Raw genomic sequence first — 16,564 nt, 5'->3', positions numbered from 1 at the left:
CGTCCTCCCGTTTGCTTCGAGTGAAGGTTCGAGCTTGTCGCGAACCGTAGTCGAGAAGGGGGTGCCTCAAACCAGCGGGTTCTCGACGGACGCTTCTCGACTTCGCTCGAAGCTGCTCGAACTGAACGGGGTGGGTGGGGGGAGGTGGGTCGACTTCCGGCAAGGAACGTGGCCGGAGAACGCAGCCCTTGCGTACGCCCCCGCCGTTCGTCCTGAGTAGCTGTTGAGCCTGTCGAAACAGCGTATCGAAGGACCGCCGCGCGTGCTTCGATACGGGCCTTCGACAAGCTCAGTCCCTACTCAGCATGAACGGTTGGGGAAAGGGTACGTTCTTGTGTCGCGACCGCTTCACGCGCACTTGTTGGCGGTCCGCCCTTTCGCGACATCGGCCTTCATCGTCGCCGAAATCTTGTCGCCATAGACATCGGTCAGCTCGCCATAGACGTCGCAGGCTTCCTTCGTCTTCTTCAGCTTCGTCAGCGCGTCGGCGAGGTAGAACAGGCTGTCCGGCGCACGTTCTCCGTCCGGTAAGTTCTTGTAATTATCGTAGAATTCGCGGCTGGCGAGGCTGGGTTTGCCGTCGTCGAGATAGGACCGGCCGATCAGGTTCTGGGCGAAGCTGGCGCGGCGGTGCTTAGGATATTGCTGGACGACCGGACGGAGCGCGGCGATCGCCTCGGGATAGAGCTTCGCGTTCCACAGGCGATAGCCATAGGTATAGCCGTCCTCGGCCGCGTCGCCGGTCGAGGGTTTTTCGATCGCATTGACGCGTGCGGCGCGAGCCGGGTCGGCGGCGGGCGTCGCGGCGGGAGCGCCGAGCGTGCCGTTACCATTGCCGGGGCCGCGCGTAGCCGGCGGCGGCGCGTCGGTGCTGGTGTCGCCCGAGGCGGCGACCGCACCGGGCGTGGCGGGGGGCAGCGCGCCCGCCTCGATCGTCTTGAAGCGCGCGTCGGTCGCGGCCTTGTAGGCGGCAAAGGCTTCTTCGAGCTGGCGCTGCTTGTACTGGAGCTGTTCGAGCTGGCCGGTCAGCGACTGCTGCTGCGATTCGAGCGCGTCGACGCGCGCGGTCAGCGTGGCGAGCGGACCGCTCGACGGGGTGCCGGGGATCTCGGTCGGCTGGGTCGGCGCGGTAATCTGCGGTTCGACCTGATTGGGGGCGCCGCCGGGAAAGACCTTGCGCTGCACGGCGCGCATCTCGCGCTCCAGCTTGTTGACGCGACCGTCGAGCGCGCCCTGATCCTGGGCGGCGGCGGGCAAGGCGAGGAGCAGGCCGAGCGCGGCGAGCGGCAGGCCAAGGAAAGTACGCATGGAAGGCCCCTTCGAGGCGGACAAAATAAGGCTGTGGCGCATGCCGCCTGTCGCCACGCTTAACCCGCCGGGCTGGGGGTCGGGGTGGGCGTGGCGCGGTTGCGGATCGCGTCGGCGCTGATGCCCACGGTGATCGCGCGTTCGGCGGTGCCGAGCGGCGGCACGTTCGATCCGTTGAGCGTGACGGTCAACAGGTCAGGGCGACCGGTGCGGATCTGCGGGTTCTTCGCGGTTTCCGGCACGTCGTAGCGCTCGTTCGCCGCCATCTCCTTGTTCACCAGCGTGCCGGTGTCGTCGAAGATGCGGACCCAGACCGGGCCGGTGGCGGTCAGCGTAACCTGTCCGCCGCTGGCAGGGGCGGCGACCGGCACGGTGGCGCCGCCGGGGGCGGCGGTCGGGGTGGCGGCGGGCAGCATGCCGAGATCGCCGGCGACGGTCGCGGCCGGTGCCGCCGGTTCGTCCTGCCGGAACAGCGAGGTGCCGAAGAAGACACCGACGACCAGCAGCACCACGATCGCGATCGCGGCGGCGGCGGCGACCAGCCCGCCCGAGGGACCGCGCCGCGCGTCGATCGGCTCGAGGTCCTGCAGCGGTTCGGGGCGCTGATAGTTGGCGGCGAGTTCGGCGCGCAGCGCGCGCGCGACCTCGGTCTCGTCGATGTTCACCGCACGGGCATAGGCGCGGCCGAACCCCATCGCATAGGTCGAGGAGGGCAGCGCCTGGAACTTGCTGTCCTCGACCGCTTCGAGATGGCGCAGCGGGATGCGGGTGCGCTGCGCGATGTCGGACAGGGTCAGGCCCTGCGCCTCGCGTGCGGAGCGCAGCATCATGCCCGCCGTCCGTGGCGTGCCCGTGGTGCCGTCGCCGTCCATCATCACTGTCCTTCTTACCCGCTGCTGCCCGCCCCCGGTCGCGGAGGGGTTTCGGCCAGCGGGCAGCGCCTGTCAACGCCGGAGCGGGGAGTGGGCGGGAATTGGGGTCGTTCCACCGGGGCGGTGGCGTTCGGGGCGTGGCCCCTCCACCGCGCGCTGGCGCACGCGGTCCCCCTCCCCATCGGGGATGGGAAGGAGCTAGCTTAGTTCTACGCCGTTGGTTTTGGCCCATTCCTCCAGCGCGGGGCGGAGGGTTCTGGCGGGGCTTGCCAGCAACCGGTCGATCTCGGCCATCGCCGCCTTCCGGTCGAGCGAGCGGATCATCGCCTTTACCGGGCCGACCGCCGCCGGGGTAATCGACAGGCGGTCGATCCCGAGCGCGATCAGCGCCATCGCTTCCAAGGGACGCCCGCCCATTTCGCCGCAGACCGCGACGGGCTTGCCCGCTTCGTGTGCAGCTTTCGTAACGCGGCGCAGGAAGCGGAGGATCGCGGGACTGAGCCAGTCGTAGCGCATGGCGAGGCGCGGGTCGGCGCGGTCGGCGGCGAACAGGAATTGCGTCAGGTCGTTGGTGCCGATCGACAGGAAGTCGAGTTGCGGCCACAGGAAATCGAGCACGTCGGCGAGCGCCGGCACCTCCAGCATCGCACCATAGCGGATGTCGGTCGGCAACGGCTTGCCGCGCCCGCGCAGCCATTCGCGCTGCGCCTCGAAAATGCCGCGCGCTTCCTCGAACTCCCAGGGTTCGCTAACCATCGGGAACATGACGTTGAGCGTCCGGCCCGAGGCGGCCTCGATCAGAGCGCGGGCCTGCGCCTTCATCAGCCCCTCGCGGCCCAGCGCGAGGCGCAGCGCGCGCCAGCCCATCGCCGGGTTCTCCTCGTCATGCCCCTCGGCATGGTCGAGATAGGGCAAAGCCTTGTCGCCGCCGATATCGACGGTGCGGAACACGACCGGACGGTCGCCCGCCACGTCGAGCACGTCGCGGTAGAGGCGCTGCTGGCGCTCGCGCTGGGGCAGGGTCGCCGACACGAGGAACTGGAATTCGGTGCGGAACAAGCCGATGCCGTCGGCGCCGGTCAGGTCGAGCGCCGCCACGTCGTCGCGCAAGCCGGCATTGACCATCATCGTGACGCGGTGGCCGTCGCGGGTCACCGGCGGCTCGCCCTTCATCGCGGCGAAGGCGGCGCGGCGCTTCTGCGTCAGCGCCAGCTTGGCCTCGAACGCTTCCTCCATCGCCGGGGTCGGGCGGAGAATGAGCAGGTCCTCGACCGAGTTGAGCAGCAGCCGGTCGCCTTCGGCGATCTGGCGCTTGATATCGCGGACGCGGCCGAGCACCGGGACGCCCATCGCCCGCGCGACGATAACGACATGCGCGGTCAGCGAGCCTTCCTCCAGCACGACCCCTTTCAGGCGGCGGCGGTCATATTCGAGCAGTTCGGCCGGCCCCAGATTGCGGGCGATCAGGATCGTGTCCTGCCGCAGCCCCATCTGCGCGGCAGTGCCGAGTTGTCCCGACACGATGCGCAGCAGGCGGTTGGACAGGTCCTCCAGATCGTGCATCCGGTCGGCGAGCAACGGATCCTTGATCTCGCGCATCCGCATCCGGGTGCGTTGCTGCACGCGTTCGATCGCGGCCTCGGCGGTCAGGCCGCTGTCGATCGCCTCGTTGATCCGCCGTGCCCAGCCTTCGTCATAGGCGAACATCTTGTAGGTCGCCAAAACCTCGTCATGTTCGCCACCGACGCCGAATTCGGCCTGGTTCGACATGCGTTCGATCTGGTCGCGCATCTTGTCGAACGCGGCATAGACGCGGTGGCGCTCCGCCTCGACATCCTCCGCGACTGTATGTTCGATGACGATGCGCGGCTGGTGGAAGACGGCGACGCCCGCCGCCATCCCCTCGACCAGCTTGAAGCCCGGCACGCGCACCGCGCCGGTCGCCTGCGGCCGGATCGACGTGCCGCCGGTCGCGTCGATCAGATCGGCATTGGCGATGAGTTCGGACAGCACCATCGCGACGGTCTGCAGCGCCTCGATCTCGACATCGGCATAGCGGCGCGGATCGGCATGCTGGACGGTCAGCACGCCGACCGCGCGTTCGCGGCGGATGATCGGCACCCCGGCGAAGCTGTGATATTTGTCCTCGCCCGTTTCCGGGCGATAGGCGAAGTCGGGATGGCTCGCCGCCTCGGCAAGGTTCAGCGTCTCGACATTGGCGACGATCGTGCCGACCAGCCCTTCGCCGGGCGCGAATTTGGTGACGTGGACCGCCTCCTGCGCCAGCCCGACCGTCGCGAAGAGTTCGAGCAGCCCCTCGCGCAGCAGATAGATCGAGCAGACCTCGCTATCCAGCGCTTCGGCGATGATGCGGACGACCGAGTTGAGCTTGGACTGTGCCGGACTTCGCGACGCCATCACGTCGTGGAGGTTCGTCAGGATTTCGCGGGCGGAAGCGGTGGCCGAGGGCATGGACGAAAGGGCTAACACGGGAAGGCGGGGGCGTCACGACGCTTTAGGTCGAGGGTGGGGGAAATGGGGTTCGGCGCAGGATGTCGTTGCTCCCCTCCCTTGTCGGCGAGGGGAGGGGCGTCACAGGTTCCGCACCAGCCGTTCCGCCACCGCGATCCACGGCGCGTGCAGCCCGACCGGGCTGGCGCCGAGGCGGGTCGGCAGCAGCGAGACGGCATCGCCGTCGAACGCCAGCAGCCGGCCGAACAGGAAGCGGCCGGCGGGGCCGGGGGCGAGCACGTCGCGGTGGAGCGCCGCCAGATAGTCGGCGGGTGCGAGGCGGCGGCACCAGACCATGTCGCCGGCACGGTAGTCGCCGGTCGCGCTCTGCACGATCACCGCGACCAGATCGGGTTCGGCGCGCGGCGGGGTGACGCTCATCGCCCGGCGCGGGGCGGCGGCGCCGGTCGCATCGAGCAGCGCCGCCACCGGCAGGTCGGGGCGTTCGGGCAGGCGGACGAGATCGGCGGCATCGACCGCCAGCGCTTCGGCAATGCGGTTCAGCCAGCCGACCGACACGGTGCGGGTGCCGGTTTCGAGACGGCCGATCGTCTGTGCGGTCGTGGGCGGCACGCAGCGTATCGCCACCTCCTCCAGCGTCAGTCCGCGCGCGCGGCGCACCTCGCGGATGGCGGTAATCATGCACGGCCCTTTCGCAAACCCATCTGGTTCAAACGCTTTCCTACAAGCATGGCGCTGTGACAAGCCCGTCGGGGTCAACGGGAGATGCAGGATGCGCGAACTGGTGGAACGGCGGCTGGCGGCGGGGCGGATCGACGATGCGCAGGGCGGGCGGCGGGTGACGGTCAATCTGCGCGAATCGCCGCTCGATTGGCTGCGGTCGCGGTCGCTGGTCGACGGTCGGCAATATGATGCGGGAGAGCGGCTGCGCGGCGATTACGAGCGCGCGGCGCTGGGGCCGCAGGTGACGATGCGTTGGGACGGGGCGCCGCGAGGGGGCGGGGGTGCGCCGGCCGATCCGTCGGGCGGGCAGATCGCCGCCAAGGCGCGGTTCGACGCGGCGATCGCGGCGGTCGGGCCGGGGCTGTCGGATATCTTGTGGCGGACGGTGTGCGCGAACGAAGGACTGCCGGCGGCGGAGAAGGCGCTGGGCTGGCCGGCCCGGGCCGGGCGGCTGGTGCTTACGCTGGCGCTCGATCGGCTGGCGGCGCATTATCGGCTGGGGTGAATTTGCGGTACGCCCAGCCGATCGCGATCAACGCTGCGCCCAGCCCCATGAAGGACAGGATGCGCAGCACGCCTTCGAGGGCGGCGGCGTCGATCAGGAAGACTTTGAGGGTGGTGAGGGTCAGCAGTGCGAGGCCGAAGCGGCGCAGGTCGGCGCTGCCGACCGACAGGCCACGCCACAGCCAGGCGATGGCGAGGCCGAGCATCGCCGCCGAATAGCCCCAGTTCTCGGGCGTCGAGACGGGGCCGGTGAGGATGCTGCCATGGGCGAGCTGGCGGATGGTGGCGAGCGTGGCGGTGAGGGTGAGCAGCGCTGCGATCAGGCTGCGACGGGGGAAGCCGGTCAACCGCCAGATGAGCGCGGCGGCGAAGGCAAGATGGAGGGTGGCGGCATTGAGGATCGGCAGCGCGCCGACGGCTTGCGCGATCCAGACCGGATTGAGACCGAGCAGGTCGTACCAGACGAGCCGCGCGAGACCGAGGGTGACGAAGGCGGTGGCGAGGCGGCGGTTCCGTTGCCACAGCAGCGCGCCGATCAGCAGCGCGAGATCGGTGAGCAGCGCGCGTTCGACGAAGCCGTTCGCCTGAAAGGCGGGCAGGGCGGCGATGGCAAAGGGCTGTTTGAGCAGGACATAGCCGCCGAGCATGGTCAGCGCGATCTGCACGGGTAGGATCACCCGGCGGAGCGGGCCGAACAGGGCGGGCGCCTGCCATGAAGCTGCCAGTATCGCGATGCCGGGGAGCAGTATCAGCGTGGCGGCATCGGTGGCGGGCGGCAGATAGGCATAGGGGAAGACGTCGAAGCCCAAAGACTTGCCGAGCGCGACACCGATCTGTGCGATCGGTTCGACGGCGGCGAGGAGCAGCAGCAACCATGGCAGGGCGGCGAGTCGTCCGATCGCCTGCGCGTCGAGACGGAGTGCGGCGAGCAGCACGCCGCCCGCCGCCAGCGGGGCAAGCGCCAGCCATGGCGCGGGCAGATAGGTGGCGAGGAGGATGCCGAGCGCCAGCGCGACGGTGGCGACGCCGCCGACCAGTCCGGCATCGCCCTCAGCGGTGCGGTTGCGGTGGCGCCATGCCAGCGCGGCGCCGGCGAGTGCTAGCAGCAGCCATAGGGCGGGGCGGGCGACCGATGGCGTGCAGAGCTGCAACGCGAGGAGCGGGCCGACGGTGCCGGTCAGCGCGACCCATGCCCAGCCGGGACTGCGGCGCGACAGGGCGGCACCGGCGGCGGCGAAGACCAGCATGGCGAGCGGTACCATCGCTTCGGTGGCGTTGCCGATGTCCTGCACCATGCCCGCGCCGGTCAGCAGCGTGACGAGCATCGTGGCGGCAAGCGCGGCGGGGAGCAGGGTCGCGTCGCGCCATGCGAGGAACAGCGCTGCCGCCGACAGCGTCAGGTAGAAGCCCCAGGCGAGCGGCGAGAAGTCGAGCATCGGCGCGATCGCCAGCATCTGGACCAGTGCGGCGAGCAGCGGGGCGGCACGCAGCCAGCGGCGCTCGATCGCGGCGCGCGGGGCGGCGAGGCTGCCGGCGATGGCCAGCGCCACGAGGAACGCGCCGATCCCGGCCAGACGGTCGGGCGGGACCAGCGCGATCAGCAACGCCGCCCAGCCGAAGGCGGCGACGAGGGTGCTGACCGCCAGCCATGCCCAGCCGCGCACGATCGCGAGGGCGAGCAGCGCGGCGACGAACAGGCCGAGATAGGCGAGCAGCGCGCCGATGCCGGCGGCGTCGTAGCCGGCGACCAAAGGCGCGGCGAACCCGCCGATCAGCGCCATGATCGCGGTCGGCGGGCCGTGGCGCAGCGCGAGGAACAGTCCGAGCGCGGTGATCGCCAGCATGATCGCGAAGCCACCCAATGGCGCGACCAGATGATAGAGCGCGGCGGCGAGATAGAGCGTCGCATAGGCCGAGGCGATGCCGGCGCCCGCCAGCACCTGCGCGATGCGTGGGTCTTCGCGGGTAGCGGGCAGGCGGCGGGCGGCTTCGCTGCCGAACAGCAGCGCCAGCGCGAACAGCGCGGCGAGGGCGGTGCGGATCGCGGGCGTCAGCCATCCCGCCTCGATCGACAGGCGGACGAGGAAGATACCGGCGACGACCAGCGCCAGCCCGCCGATCCATACCGGCAGGCGGCTGCCGATCAGCGTTTCGAAATCGATGCTGGGCAGGCTCGGGTGCGGCAGGCTGGGGCGGGGCAGGGCGCGACGGCGTGTCGGGGGCGGGGGCGAGGGCGGCGCGACCGGTTCGGCCGGTTGGATCACCGCGACCGGATCGGCCAGCCGCGCCTCCAGCGCCGCGACGCGCCGGTGCAACCGGGCTAGCGCGATCGACAGCGCGATCACCGCGAGGAGGAGGACTATCGTCACCGCCACCGGTTGTGGCACAGGCGGGGGGCCGGTGTCGCCCCTTGTCGGGGCCAATGGAGACGCACCCATGAAGATATACGGATCGACCATCTCCCCCTTCGTGCGCAAGGCGGTGGTCTTTGCCGAGGAAAAGGGTCTGGCGGTCGAGCTGGTCCCGACCGCGCCGGGTGATACCACGCCTGCGTTTCGCGCGATCAGCCCGTTCGGGCAGATCCCGGCGATGGTCGACGACGACTTCGCGCTGGCCGATTCGAGCGCGATCATCGCCTATCTGGAGGCAAAACATCCCGAACCGGTACTGATCCCGGCCGATCCGCGGTTGCGTGGCCGAACGATCTGGTTCGACGAGCTGGCCGATACGGTGATCTTCGCCACAGGCCGCACGATGCTGTTCAACCGGGTGGTCGGGCCGCTGTTTCGCGGAGTGCCGGGCGATGCGGCGGCGGCGGATGCGGCCGAGCGCGACCAGTGGCCGGCGATCCTCGCCTATCTGGAGCAGGCGGTGACCGGACGCGACTTTCTGGTCGGCGACGGCCTGACGCTGGCCGATATCGCGGTCGCCAGTGCGCTGGCGAGCTCGCTGCACGCGACTGCGCCGATCGAGGCGGCGGGCCATCCCGAACTGGCGCGCTACCTGGACAAGATGCTGGCGCGGCCGGCCTTTTCCCGGCGGCTGGAGGCGGAGCGCGGGTTTATCGCCAAGGTGCGTTCGAGGGTTGCGGCATGAGGTTTTCGTTCGTGCACTGCCATGGGTCGGGCAACGATTTTCCGTTGATCGATGCGCGGGGGATCGAGCTGTCGGATGCGGAATGGGCGCGGGTGGCGCGGGCGTTGGCGGACCGATCGGGCGATGTCGGCGGGGATGGGTTGTTGCTGCTAACCGGCAGGGATAGCTCGCGTATTTTCGGTATGCGGATGTTCAACCCGGACGGGTCGGAGGCGGAGACGTGCCTGAACGGCCTGCGCTGTACCGCGCGGCTGGGGTTCGAGGTCACGGGTACCGAGGCCGGGCGGGTGCGGTTGAAGGTCAGCGACGCCGAGGCGCGGCGCGTGGCGCCGATCGCGGACGGCGTGACCACGATTGAGACCAAGGTCGGGCCGGTTTCGCTGGCACCCAGGGATGTCGGCCTGAGCGTCGGCGATGCGGCGTTCGTCGAGGCGGCGATCCCCGGACTGCCGAGTGAACGCAAGTTCACCGCGGTGGCGATGCCCAATCCGCATCTGGTGGCGTTCGTCGATGCGGTCGACGATGGCGAGCTGGTGACGCTGGGCGACTGGTGCGAGGCCGGACCGGCGCTGATCCCGACGCGGGCCAATGTCAGCTTCGTCGAACTGCGCGAGAAGGGGCATGCCCCGGCGCTGTTCGTGCGGACCTATGAACGCGGCGTCGGGCTGACCAACAGCTGCGGCAGCGCGATGGCGGCGTCGACGCTGGCGGCGGCGCGGACGGGACGGATCGGCTGGGGGGTGGAGACGGGGGTCTTCAATCGCGGCGGCATGGTGCGGGCGACGGCTGCGATCGGCGACGTGGTGACGATCGCGGGGAATGCGACGTTCACGTGGGACGGGGAGATCGAGGTCGATCCGGCGACCGGCGCGGTCGGGCCGGTGCGGATCGTGGCGCAGCGCGACGAGGAGGTTGCGGCGTGGGAGGGGATGTTGGCGGGGTTGTGAGTTAGAGTGTGATGACGGCAGGTAGAACCGTTCGTGCTGAGTAGGGGCTGAGCGAAGTCGAAGACCCGTATCGAAGCACCTGCTACCAACGGTCCTTCGATACGCCATTTCGACAAGCTCAATGGCTACTCAGGACGAACGGGGCAGGCTCATGTCATCATGCTCTAAACCTCCTCTGTCCCCTAATCCGTTTGCTTCGAGCGGAGGTTCGAGCTTGTCGAGAACCGTAGTCGAGAAGGGGTTGCCCCAAATAGCGGCGTTCTCGACGGACGCTTCTCGACAAGCTCGAAGCTGCTCGAACCGAACGGGGGCGGGGGGAGGGGGTGAATCTTTTCCCGTTCGTGCTGAGTAGGGGCTGAGCTTGTCGAAGACCCGTATCGAAGCACGCTTGGCGGTCCTTCGATACGCCGCTTCGACAAGCTCAGCGGCTACTCAGGACGAACGGGTTTGCCTCCATTTCGCCTTACGCCGTGCGCTCCGCCATCGCCGCCTCGACGCTTGCCAACCCCTCGGCGCTGGCGATGGCGAGGTCGAGCGGGCGGCCGCCGAGTGCCTCGTCATGGCCGTTGAGAAAGGCCATCGCCTTGTCGCGTTCGCCGAAACGGCGGAAGGCGCTGGTGGCGACCTGGCCCTGACGGCTCGCCTGATCGGGGGTCAGGCGGACGGTGGTGTATTTGCGCTGGAAGCGCATCGCACCGGGCTTGCGCGGGTTGGTGGCAGGCGCTTCCGCCGGCACCTCGGCGAGCGTTTCTGCGGGCGCGGTCATGCCGCCACCATCCGGCCCGACGCGCCGAGCATCGTGCGCAGCGTGTCGATCTTGTTCTCATAGCAGCGCGCGGTGCCGTCGTGCGACTGGCGGGCCTGCGGCGTGGGGGCAGTGGCCGCGCGCATCAGCGCGACCTGATGACGGTGCAGCAAATCGTTGAGGTCCATGGATGACGCTCCCAACAGCGTAAGCGGAAGCGCGTGCGTCTCCCGGTCGCTGGCGCCTACGGACCATCTGCCAGCGATGACCGGGATATGGGGACGAGGGGGGTGGCGCGCCATGGCTGCTGCGAAACGAACCAAATGGGAACATTGTGCTTGACATCGTCACGCTGATATGGCACAAAACAGGAACAGTGAGGAATTGCGGATCGGGGCCGGGCGGCGACGCCTTCGGCCCCGTTTCGCGTCCGGGGCACTCGATCGGGGGGAAGACGATGGAGCGGGAGGAAGTGCTGACCAGCGGCGGCCGGCGACCGGTGCAGCAGCAGCGGATCGCCGGGGGATGGACACCGTCGCGCCGTGCGCAGTTTCTGGACCATGTGGCGGCGACCTGTAACGTACGGGCAGCGACCGAAGCGGTCGGGCTGACGCAGGCCAGCGTCTATGCATTGCGCCGACGCGATGGCGCCTTTGCCGAACAGTGGCGAATGGCGTTGCTGGCCGGGTATGACCGGCTGGAGGAGATGCTGGTATCGAAAGCGATCGCCGCATTGGAGGATGTCCCGGTCGGCGATCCCGACAAGGTCGTCGCCGGTCCGATCAGCGTCGAACAGGCGATCCGGCTGCTCGATCGGCATCAGGCACTGGTCAAGGAGGGCACCGGCCGGCGGGAGGCGCAGTTGCGGGCGACGCAGGCCGAGACGGATGCGATGCTCATCAAACGGATCAAGGCGATGCGTGGCAAGCTGGAGCGTCGGGCATGAGCGGGATGGATCCGCTGGTCCGGGCATTGGCCGAAATGGACGATGTGCAACTCGAACGGACGCTGGCACGGCTGACCCCGCACCGCCGCCGTGAATTGGCGACGCGGTGGAAGCTGTGGGCGCATGATGGCCAAACGATCGCCGATAATGACTGGACGGTATGGCTGATCCAGGCGGGGCGGGGGTTCGGCAAGACCCATGCCGGGGCCGAATGGGTCTGTGGACAGGCCGCCGACCAACGCGACCTGCGCATCGCGCTGGTTGGGGCGACCCGGCGTGACGTCGAGCAGGTGATGATCCGGGGACCGGCGGGGGTGCTGGCGATCGGCCGGCATTTCGGGCCGGTCACCTACCGTCCGTCGCGCGGCGTCGTCGAGTTCGGATCGGGGGCGCGTGCCTATATCTATGCCGCCGAGAGCGCGGAGAGCCTGCGCGGTCCCGAACACCATATCGCGTGGTGCGACGAGCTGGCCAAGTGGCGCAACGCCGACGCGACATGGGACAATCTGATGATGGGGATGCGGCTGGGCGAGCGGCCGCAGACGCTGGTGACGACGACGCCGCGGGTAGTCCCGCTGCTGCGGCGCATCCGGGCGATGGACGGGGTGCGGATCACCGGCGGGCGGACCTATGACAATATGCACCTGCCCCAAAGCTATGTCGCGCAGGTCGAGGGAAGTTATGCCGGCACGCGGCTGGGGCGGCAGGAGCTGGACGGCGAGCTGATCGAGGATGTCGCCGGCGCCCTGTGGTCGCGCGCGATGATCGAGCAGTGTCGGGTCGACGCGGTGCCGACATTGGTGCGGGTCGTCGTCGGGGTCGATCCGCCCGCCGGGGTGGGCGGCCATGCGTGCGGCATCGTCGCGGTCGGGCTGGGCGAGGACGGCCATGGCTATGTGCTGGCCGATGCGAGCGTGCAGGGCCTGTCGCCCGAGGGCTGGGCGGGGGCGGTCGCGGCGTGCGCGGCGCGGCATGGCGTCGACCGGGTGGTGGCGGAATCGAACCAGGGCGGGGCGATGGTCGAAAGCGTGCTGCGCGCGGCGGATGCCGGGCTGCCGGTGACGCTGGTCCATGCGTCGCGGGGAAAGGCGGCGCGGGCCGAACCGATCGTCGCGCTGTATGAAAAGGGCAAGGCGTTTCATGTCGGGGCGTTCCCTGCGCTGGAGGACGAATTGTGCGGGATCGTCGCCGGGGGCGGCTATGAAGGGCCGGGCCGCTCGCCCGATCGCGCCGATGCGCTGGTGTGGGCGATGCAGGAATTGATGCTGGGGCGGCGGGGTCAGGCGGCGGTGCGAGTGTTGTGAGGGAACATTGATCGCAACCGTCGCGTAATTACTTCAGGCTATGGCCGGCCATCGCCGTTGCGAGGACGGTCGATTTGAGCGATGAAGAAGGCGATGCGAATTACTCCTGCCCGGACCGGTAAATCCCTGCTGGATGGCGCGATGCGGATCGTCGTGCCGTCGCGCATGGAAAAGACATGGTCGTCGCTGGAACAGGGATCGATCGTGTCCGATTGGCAGGCGGTCGGCGACGACCTGCGCCGGTCGATGAAGCACAAGGGCGATCGCGCCATTGGGTGACGGTCCGCGGCCGGACGATCGAGACGGGCGGAACGCGCGGGCGGTCGTTCCCGACCGCAGCAGCAGCAGCGAGGAAGAGGCCGTGGAACGGGTCGAGGCAATTCTCGAACCGTTCGAGCCGGAGGTTCGGCGGGAGATCGTCGAACGGACGATGCTGGTCCATCAGGGGCCGTTGCCGCCGGCCAGTCTGCTGCGCGATTATGATGCGGTGGTGCCGGGACTGGCGCGCGAGATCGCCGATGGCGCGGCGGAGGAACGACGGTTTCGCCATGCGATGGTCCAGCGGACGGGCACGCAGGAGTTCATCCTGAACATCGCGGGGCTGGCGGCCATGCTGATCGCGCTGGTCCTGATGCTGGGGATCGTCGCCTATATGGTGGCGAGCGGCGAGGCCAAGGCGGGAGCGGCGCTGGGCGGCGCGATCATCGTCGGGGTGACGGTGGCGCTGTCCAATTACCGCAAGGCGCAAGGGACGCGTGAGACGGTGGACAAGCCGGAGGAATAGGGGCGTTCGCCGGGGTACGGCGAGCGGATCTTGCTAACGCCTCTGGCTTAGCGAACGTCGGGCTTTCGATCCCAACTCTAGCGTACCCCGGCGGAGGCCGGGGTCCAGTTGGCAAGGATTTTTCGTATGTTACGAACCTCCCCCAACTGGGCCCCGGCCTTCGCCGGGGTACGGGAGAAGCAGTTTCACAAAGGTCGCCTTTTGCAGGGCTGATATTGCGGGAGCGGGTTCGGCGTCGGATCGAGCGAGCCTTTGGCTCGCGCGCTGCGCTTACCCTTCTCCCAGCTTCGACCAGGCCTTTGCCTTGCAAAGACCAAGTCTGCGCATCCCTCTCCCCTTGGCAGGGGAGAGGGAAATAATTGCTTCGGTTTCAGGAGGATCACCATGAAATGGTTCGGACGCAGGTCCGGGCGCGATGGGTCGCGTCCGGTGTTGGCGCGTGGGGGCGCGGGGGCGGTGCTGTGGCGGGAGGGGAGCGGGCCGGCGGCGGGGGGCTGGGCGCAGGGCTATGAGGCGCAGGTGCGTGCGGCGTATCTGAACAATCCGGTGGCGCAGCGGGCGGTGCGGCTGGTGGCCGAAGGGGTCGCGTCGATGCCGGTCACGGGCGATGCGCGGGCGGTGGCGCTGGTTGCGGCGCGATCGGCGGGGCAGGAATTGCTGGAGAGCGTGGCGGCGCAGCTGCTGCTGCACGGCAATGCCTATATCCAGTTGATCGACGACGGGGCGGGCGGGATCGGCGAACTCTATGCGCTGCGCCCCGAACGGGTGACGGTCGAGGCCGATGCGACGGGCTGGCCGGTCGCATACCGCTATCGCGTCGGCGAGCGGGTGACGCGGATCGCGGCCGAGGACGGTGCGGGGCGGGTAGCGGTGGTGCATATCCGTGGCTTCCACCCGCTCGACGATCATTACGGGCTGGGGTGTCTGGGTGCGGCGGCGGGCGCGGTGGCGATCCACAACGAGGCGGCGCGGTGGAACAAGGCGCTGCTCGACAATGCCGCGCGGCCGTCGGGGGCGCTGGTCCATGATCCGGGCGATGGCGGGGTGTTGTCGGGCGAACAGTTCGACCGGCTGCGCGCGCAGATGGACGAAGCCTTTGCCGGCGCGGCCAATGCCGGGCGGCCGATGCTGTTGGACGGCGGGCTGAAATGGCAGGCGATGAGCCTGACGCCGGCGGACATGGATTTCGTGGGGCTGAAGGCACAGGCGGCGCGCGAGATCGCGCTGGCGTTCGGGGTGCCGCCGATGCTGCTCGGGCTGCCGGGGGATAATACGTTCGCGAATTATCGCGAGGCGAACCGGGCGTTGTGGCGGCAGACGATCGTGCCGCTGGGTGAGCGGGTGCTGGCGGCGCTGGGGCAGGCGATCGACGGGTGGATCGGGAGCGGGGCGCTGGGCGTCGATCTCGACCGGGTGGTGGCGCTTAGCGACGAGCGCGACCAGTTGTGGGCGCGGGTCGGGGCGGCGGATTTCCTGAGCGCCGAGGAGAAGCGGGCGTTGGTGGGACTTGGTTTCGAAACTGCCGCCACCGTTCGTCCTGAGTAGCCACTGAGCTTGTCGAAGGGGCGTATCGAAGGACCGCCACCGGTGCTTCGATACGGGCTTTCGACAAGCTCAATCCCTACTCAGCACGAAGGGACATTACCGGGGAGGCACGCTGCACGTCATGGTCATGCGGTCGAAGCTGCCGCCGGCCTGGGCGCAGCGTTTCCCCTTCAGGATCGGCATGGCGAAGGTGAAGGCGAGGACGGGTGTCGGGGGTAGCCGGCCGATGCTGAGCGGGGCGGCGCCGGGGGGCGGCTTCGGCGCGTTCGTGCGTAGCGGGTCCGAGGTCGAGACCAAGGCGGTGGCGGGGACCAGCGATGCCGCGGGCGGGGTGGCGGTGCCGCGCGAGATCGATGCGATGATCGGCGCGACGCTGAAATCGGCCAGCCCGATCCGCCGGATCGCGCAGGTGGTGAGCGTCGGCACGGCGGGCTATCGCAAGCTCGTGACCAGCGGTGGCACGCCGTCGGGCTGGGCGAGCGAGGGCGGCGCGCGGCCCGAGACGGCGACGCCGACCTTCAACGAGATCGCGCCGCCGATGGGCGAGCTGTACGCCAATCCGGCGGCGAGCCAGGCGATGCTCGACGATGCCGCGTTCGATGTCGAGCAATGGCTGGCGGGGGAAATCGCTAGCGAGTTCGCCCGCGCCGAAGGGCAGGCGTTCGTGAGCGGCAACGGTGTGGGGCGGCCGCGTGGGTTCCTGACCGGGCCGACCGCCGCGACCGGCGATGCGACGCGGCCGTTCGGGACGATGCAGTATCTGGCGAGCGGGGCGGCGGCGGACTTCGGCGCCGAACCGGAGAACCGGCTGATCGACCTGGTCCAGGCACTGCGCGGGGCATATCGGCAGGGGGCGAGCTTCGTGATGAACGCGCAGACCGCGGCGCGCATCCGCAAGTTCAAGAGTGCCGAGGGCGCGTTCCTGTGGATGCCGGGGCTGGCGGCGGGGCAGCCCGATACGCTGCTCGGATACCCGGTGGTCGAGGCGGAGGACATGCCCGATATCGCGGCGGGTGCCTTTCCGATCGCGTTCGGCAATTTCAAGGCGGGGTATCTGATCACCGAGCGGGCCGAGACGCAGATCCTGCGCGATCCCTATTCGAACAAGCCGTTCGTCCATTTCTACGCGACCAAGCGCGTCGGCGGGGCGGTGGTCAATTCGGAGGCGATCAAGCTGCTGAAGATCGCAGCGGCATGATTGGTCGGGGCGGGCGCAGCCCGCCCCGAGACGGCGCCGGCCCGCTCCCCCACCCGGCCACCCAGCGAGAGTACCGTGTGGGTGGCCGGGTGGGGGAGCGGCCGGCACCGCCATCCGCGT

16 protein-coding genes are annotated in these 16,564 nt (G+C 69.2%); 9 read left to right on the top strand and 7 right to left on the bottom strand.

Features of this window, described 5'->3' with window-relative positions:
• Positions 1–348 precede the first annotated feature (348 nt).
• The 4 genes from AAIO73_RS07975 to AAIO73_RS07960 all read right to left on the bottom strand — a co-directional run bounded on the left by AAIO73_RS07975 (position 349) and on the right by AAIO73_RS07960 (position 5,333).
• On the bottom strand, positions 349–1,308 hold the full coding sequence (locus tag AAIO73_RS07975; RefSeq protein ID WP_345877188.1) for a hypothetical protein: 960 nt from the start codon (positions 1,306–1,308) through the stop codon (positions 349–351).
• 59 nt (positions 1,309–1,367) lie between these two features.
• Complete coding sequence (locus tag AAIO73_RS07970; RefSeq protein ID WP_345877187.1) at positions 1,368–2,183, bottom strand: helix-turn-helix domain-containing protein; 816 nt, start codon at positions 2,181–2,183, stop codon at positions 1,368–1,370.
• A gap of 195 nt (positions 2,184–2,378) precedes the next feature.
• Entirely contained in the window at positions 2,379–4,652 is a 2,274-nt protein-coding gene (ptsP, locus tag AAIO73_RS07965) for a phosphoenolpyruvate--protein phosphotransferase (RefSeq protein ID WP_345877186.1), read from the bottom strand.
• A 120-nt stretch (positions 4,653–4,772) separates the two neighbouring features.
• Entirely contained in the window at positions 4,773–5,333 is a 561-nt protein-coding gene (locus tag AAIO73_RS07960) for a helix-turn-helix domain-containing protein (protein WP_345877185.1), read from the bottom strand.
• Positions 5,334–5,424: 91 nt separating this feature from the next.
• Between AAIO73_RS07960 and AAIO73_RS07955 the strand changes: the two genes are divergently transcribed.
• A complete protein-coding gene (locus tag AAIO73_RS07955; protein ID WP_345877184.1) occupies positions 5,425–5,880 on the top strand; it encodes a DUF6456 domain-containing protein in 456 nt (151 codons plus the stop codon).
• Here the strand turns inward: AAIO73_RS07955 and AAIO73_RS07950 are convergent.
• On the bottom strand, positions 5,834–8,248 hold the full coding sequence (locus AAIO73_RS07950; RefSeq protein ID WP_345877183.1) for a DUF2339 domain-containing protein: 2,415 nt from the start codon (positions 8,246–8,248) through the stop codon (positions 5,834–5,836). The genes AAIO73_RS07955 and AAIO73_RS07950 overlap by 47 nt on opposite strands.
• A gap of 67 nt (positions 8,249–8,315) precedes the next feature.
• Here AAIO73_RS07950 and AAIO73_RS07945 point away from each other — a divergent pair, with 67 nt between their 5' ends.
• Positions 8,316–8,975 (top strand): glutathione S-transferase family protein, encoded by a 660-nt coding sequence (locus AAIO73_RS07945; RefSeq protein WP_345877182.1) that lies wholly within the window; start codon positions 8,316–8,318, stop codon positions 8,973–8,975.
• Positions 8,972–9,922 (top strand): diaminopimelate epimerase, encoded by a 951-nt coding sequence (dapF, locus tag AAIO73_RS07940; RefSeq protein WP_345877181.1) that lies wholly within the window; start codon positions 8,972–8,974, stop codon positions 9,920–9,922. Before AAIO73_RS07945 ends, dapF begins: the two co-directional genes overlap by 4 nt.
• Positions 9,923–10,385: 463 nt before the next feature.
• On the opposite strand, the gene AAIO73_RS07935 is transcribed toward dapF, so the two are convergent.
• A complete protein-coding gene (locus AAIO73_RS07935) occupies positions 10,386–10,688 on the bottom strand; it encodes a hypothetical protein (RefSeq protein ID WP_345877180.1) in 303 nt (100 codons plus the stop codon).
• On the bottom strand, positions 10,685–10,855 hold the full coding sequence (locus tag AAIO73_RS07930; RefSeq protein WP_345877179.1) for a hypothetical protein: 171 nt from the start codon (positions 10,853–10,855) through the stop codon (positions 10,685–10,687). Before AAIO73_RS07930 ends, AAIO73_RS07935 begins: the two co-directional genes overlap by 4 nt.
• 269 nt (positions 10,856–11,124) lie before the next feature.
• Between AAIO73_RS07930 and AAIO73_RS07925 the strand changes: the two genes are divergently transcribed.
• The 6 genes from AAIO73_RS07925 to AAIO73_RS07900 all read left to right on the top strand — a co-directional run bounded on the left by AAIO73_RS07925 (position 11,125) and on the right by AAIO73_RS07900 (position 16,444).
• The gene (locus AAIO73_RS07925; protein WP_345877178.1) at positions 11,125–11,613 is read left to right on the top strand and encodes a hypothetical protein; all 489 of its coding nucleotides are present in this window, start codon (positions 11,125–11,127) and stop codon (positions 11,611–11,613) included.
• Complete coding sequence (locus AAIO73_RS07920; protein WP_345877177.1) at positions 11,610–12,917, top strand: DNA-packaging protein; 1,308 nt, start codon at positions 11,610–11,612, stop codon at positions 12,915–12,917. The genes AAIO73_RS07925 and AAIO73_RS07920 overlap by 4 nt, the downstream gene beginning before the upstream one ends.
• 93 nt (positions 12,918–13,010) lie before the next feature.
• Complete coding sequence (locus AAIO73_RS07915) at positions 13,011–13,196, top strand: hypothetical protein (RefSeq protein WP_345877176.1); 186 nt, start codon at positions 13,011–13,013, stop codon at positions 13,194–13,196.
• Positions 13,197–13,278: 82 nt separating this feature from the next.
• Positions 13,279–13,701: a hypothetical protein gene (locus AAIO73_RS07910; RefSeq protein ID WP_345877175.1), complete on the top strand. Its 423-nt coding sequence runs from the start codon at positions 13,279–13,281 to the stop codon at positions 13,699–13,701.
• 384 nt (positions 13,702–14,085) lie between these two features.
• A complete protein-coding gene (locus tag AAIO73_RS07905) occupies positions 14,086–15,246 on the top strand; it encodes a phage portal protein (RefSeq protein ID WP_345877174.1) in 1,161 nt (386 codons plus the stop codon).
• A gap of 181 nt (positions 15,247–15,427) precedes the next feature.
• Positions 15,428–16,444, top strand: coding sequence for a phage major capsid protein (locus AAIO73_RS07900; RefSeq protein ID WP_526023787.1), 1,017 nt, complete (start codon positions 15,428–15,430; stop codon positions 16,442–16,444).
• Positions 16,445–16,564: the final 120 nt, after the last annotated feature.

The sequence above is a fragment of the Sphingomonas epibiotica genome, from assembly GCF_039615155.1.
GTDB lineage: Bacteria > Pseudomonadota > Alphaproteobacteria > Sphingomonadales > Sphingomonadaceae > Sphingomonas.
Note: the sequence above shows the minus strand (reverse complement) of the source record. Positions and strands in the feature narration are given on the sequence as shown.